Consider the following 4091-nt stretch of genomic DNA (forward strand, 5'->3'; position numbering starts at 1 on the left):
AACCACGAGAACCACCACGATCCCATAAACCCTTTCCCTCGTGGCGGCTCTTCCGATCTGCCGGTGCGTGGCGTCCGGCTCGCGCTGCTGACGTTCGCGCTGTCGCTCGCGACCTTCATCGAGGTGCTCGACTCGACCGTGACGAACGTCGCGGTGCCGGCGATCTCCGGCAGTCTCGGTGTATCGAACAGCCAGGGCACGTGGGTGATCAGCTCGTATTCGGTCGCGGCCGCGATCGCGGTGCCGCTGACGGGCTGGCTCGCGCGCCGCGTCGGCGAGTTGCGGCTGTTCGTCGGCGCGATCCTGCTGTTCACGCTGACGTCGCTGCTGTGCGGGCTCGCGCGCGACCTGCACGTGCTGGTGATCTGCCGTGCGCTGCAGGGGCTGTTTTCCGGGCCGATGGTGCCGCTGTCGCAGACGATCCTGCTGCGCACGTTCCCGCCGGACAAGCGCACGATCGCGCTCGCGCTGTGGGCGATGACGGTGCTGCTCGCGCCGATCTTCGGGCCGGTGGTCGGCGGCTGGATCGTCGACACCTTCTCGTGGCCGTGGATCTTCCTCATCAATTTGCCGATCGGGCTGTTCTCGTTCGCGGTCTGCACCGCGATGCTGCGCCCTGACGCGCAACGCGGCACGGCCGGCCCGATCGACGTGCCGGGCATCGTGCTGCTCGTGATCGGCGTCGGCTCGCTGCAGGCGATGCTCGATCTCGGCCACGATCGCGGCTGGTTCGGCTCGCCGCTGATCGTCACGCTCGCGGTGGTCGCGGCGCTCTCGATCGTGTCGCTGCTGATCTGGGAGGCGGGCGAAGCGCATCCCGTCGTCGATCTCAGCCTGTTCCGCGATCGCACGTTCTCGTTCTGTGTCCTGATCATCTCGCTCGGGATGATGAGCTTCTCGGTGGTCGGCGTCGTGTTTCCACTGTGGATGCAGGCCGTGATGGGCTACAACGCGTTTCACGCGGGGCTCGCCACGGCGTCGCTCGGCGTGCTCGCGCTGGTGTTCTCGATCCTCGTCGGGCTGCATGCGCATCGCTTCGACGCGCGCGTGCTCGCGACCTTCGGCTTCCTCGTGTTCGCGGCCGTGCTCGCGTGGGATGCGCATTTCACGCTGAAGATGACGTTCGCGCAGATCGCCGCGCCGGGGCTGATCCAGGGGATCGGGCTGCCGTGCTTCTTCATTCCGCTGACCGCCGCGACGCTGTCGCGCATTCCGGACGACCGGCTCGCGGCCGCGTCGAGCCTGTCGAACTTCCTGCGCACGCTGTCCGCCGCGTTCGGCACCGCGATGAGCGTGACGCTGTGGGACAACCGCGCGACCTATCACTACGACGTCGTGTCGCAATCCGTCACGCACGCGTCGGCGAACACGCAGCGCTTCGTGCACACGTTGAACGCGATGGGCGTGGACGGCGTGCGCGAGCTGTCGACGCTGCACCAGGTCGTGATGCAGCAGGCCTACATGATGGCGACCAACGACATGTTCTGGATGGCGAGCATGACGTGTCTCGCCCTCGCGGCAATGATGTGGCTGACGCGGCCGAAACGCGGCGCGGCGGCGTCGTTCGGGCATTGAGGAGAGGAACATGACGACACTCGGCGCACTCGTGATCCTGTATCACCCGAGCGATGCACAGCTCGACGCGCTCGGCGCATGGCGGCACGCGTGCGACGCGCTGCTCGTCGTCGACAACACGCCGCAGCCCGATGCGCGGGCCCGCGAGCTGTGCGCGCGCGAGGGCATCGCGCTGCTGCATCACGGCAATCGCGGCGGGATCGCGGGCGCGTACAACGCGGGGCTCGCGGCGTTGTTTCGCGATCGGATCGACGCCGTCGCGCTGTTCGACCAGGATTCGTCGGTGCCGGCCGCGTATTTCCCCGCGATGCGCGAAGTCTGCGCGGGGCTTGGCGGGCGCCCGTTCCTGGCGGGCCCGCGCATCTTCGACGAAAACGCGCGCAGCTTCCTGCCCGAACTGTCGACCAACGGGATCGGGCTGCGCCGCCTGCGCATCGAGCCGGGTGCGTCGTTGCAGCGCTGCGCGTTCCTGATTTCGTCGGGCTGCGTCGTGTCGCGTGACGCGTTCGACGTGCTCGGCCGCTTCGACGAGACGCTGTTCATCGATCACGTCGATACCGAATACAGTTTCCGCGCGTTGTCGCGCAACGTGCCGCTCTATGTCGTGCCGTCGCTGGTGCTGCCGCACCGGATCGGCGCGAAGCAGCGTCATGCGCTCGGCCCTTTTGAAATGACGTCGATGAATCACTCGTGGCAACGGCGCTATTACAGCGCGCGCAATGCGGTGCAGCTCGGGATGCAGTACGGGTTGCGCTTTCCGGTGGCGATCGTGCCGAACCTGTTGACGATATGGCAGGTCGTGCAGATCGCGCTCGTCGAACGCGACAAGCGCGCGAAGCTCGCCGGCATTCTGTTCGGCGTCGCGGATGGCCTGTTCGGCCGGCTCGGCCCGCTCGAACGCACGCGGCCGCGTCTGGCCGCGCGTGCGCAACGCGTTCAGCAGGGGTGAGGGGCGCGATGCGGCGTGTGAATGAAGCGGCGACTGTGGCGCGTGGCGTGAAGAGCGGCTCGATGATGATCGTCGCCGCGGCAGTGTCGCTGGCGTTGAGCGGATGCGTGCCGTCGGGCTTCCTGCCGTCGCTGTCGTTGCGCGCGCCGGCCGACGATGCGCTCGCGCATACGGCCGGCCCCGGCGTGAACGGCGCATGGCCCGCGCCCGACTGGGTGAAGCAGCTGCAGGATCCGCAGCTCGACGCGCTGGTCGCCGAGGCTTCGCAAAACAATCCCGACCTACAGGTCGCGCAGGCGCGGCTGCGGATCGCGCAGGCGCAGCTTCAGCAGTTCGATTCGTTGACGGGGCTGACGGGCACGGCCGGCGCGACGGTCAGCCGCGCGCGCATGCCGAAGCCGGGCGACGACGTCGCCAACGTGTCGGTCAGCGGCTATCGCGTGCCGGTGGAGATCTTCGGCGATCCGAACACGTCGCCGTCGTCGGTGTTCGTCGGGCTGACCTACCAGCTAGACCTGTGGGGCAAGAACCGCGCCGCGACGAAGAGCCTGATGTCGCTGCGCGAAGCGGCGCGGGTCGAGGCCGAGCAGGTGCGGCTCACGCTGGCGGTCGCGATCGTCACCGTGTACTGCCAGCTCGACCAGGCGTATGCGACGCAGGACCTGCTGCAGCAGAAGCTGAAGGTCAGCCAGCGCGTGACGACGGTGCTGCGCGAGCGCACCGCGCGCGGGCTCGACAACGCGTACGACGCGAGCGACGCATCGATCAAGCGTAGCAAGCTGCTCGCGCAGATCGCGATGAACGACGAGCAGATCAAGCTCGCGCAATTGCAGCTCGGCGTGCTGTCGGGCCGAGGCCCGGAGCGCGGGCTCGCGCTGCAGCGGCCACGCGTTGGTGTCTTCGCGGGCGGCGCGCTGCCCGCGCGGCTGCCGGCCGATCTCCTGGGGCGCCGGCCCGACATCGTCGCCGCGCGCTTGCGTGTCGAAGCCGCGTTCGCGAATGCCGATTCGACGCGCGCACAGTTCTATCCGGACGTGAACCTCGTCGCGCTCGGCGGCGTGTTCGCGCTCACGCCCGCGTCGCTGTTCTCGCGCGATGCGCTCGCCGGTTCCATCGGCCCGGCGATCTCGCTGCCGATCTTCGATCGCGGCCGGCTGAAGGCGAAGCTCGGTGCGGATGTCGCGCAGGCCGACGTCGCGATCGGCCTGTACAACAAGACCGTCGACGACGCGCTCGGCCAGGTCGCGCAGTTCGTCACGTCGCTGCAGACGTCGCAGACGCTCGTCGCGCAGCAGCAGGACGCGGTCGCGGCCGCGCAGAAGATCGTTGAGATCGCAACCGACCGGCACCGGCGCGGCGTGCTGATGCAGAAGGACGTGGACGTCGCGGATCTCACGCTGATCGACGAGCGCGCGCAGATGATCGCGTTGCTCGGCCGGCAGCGGTCGCTGCGCATCGGGCTCATCGGCGCGCTCGGCGGCGGGTTCGATGCAGGCGCGGCGGTTGCGCAGGTGCCGGCCGCGCATCGGGCGCGTAGCGGGGCGGCCAGGAGAGGCGCTTCGGCTAC

General features: G+C 68.8%; 3 protein-coding genes. All 3 read left to right on the plus strand.

Annotation, left to right across the window (positions count from 1 at the left end; translation table 11 throughout):
* Positions 1-57 precede the first annotated feature (57 nt).
* A complete protein-coding gene (locus G3N98_RS38575; protein WP_241026283.1) occupies positions 58-1575 on the plus strand; it encodes a DHA2 family efflux MFS transporter permease subunit in 1518 nt (505 codons plus the stop codon).
* Between the two features lie 10 nt (positions 1576-1585).
* Positions 1586-2524, plus strand: a complete 939-nt coding sequence (locus G3N98_RS38580) for a glycosyltransferase family 2 protein (RefSeq protein WP_089426828.1) — start codon at positions 1586-1588, stop codon at positions 2522-2524.
* Between the two features lie 8 nt (positions 2525-2532).
* Positions 2533-4091 (plus strand): efflux transporter outer membrane subunit (locus G3N98_RS38585; RefSeq protein ID WP_206151059.1); only part of this gene is annotated, 1559 nt, incomplete at its 3' end.

Source organism: Burkholderia sp. Tr-20390 (genome assembly GCF_017104595.1).
Taxonomy (GTDB): Bacteria; Pseudomonadota; Gammaproteobacteria; order Burkholderiales; family Burkholderiaceae; genus Burkholderia.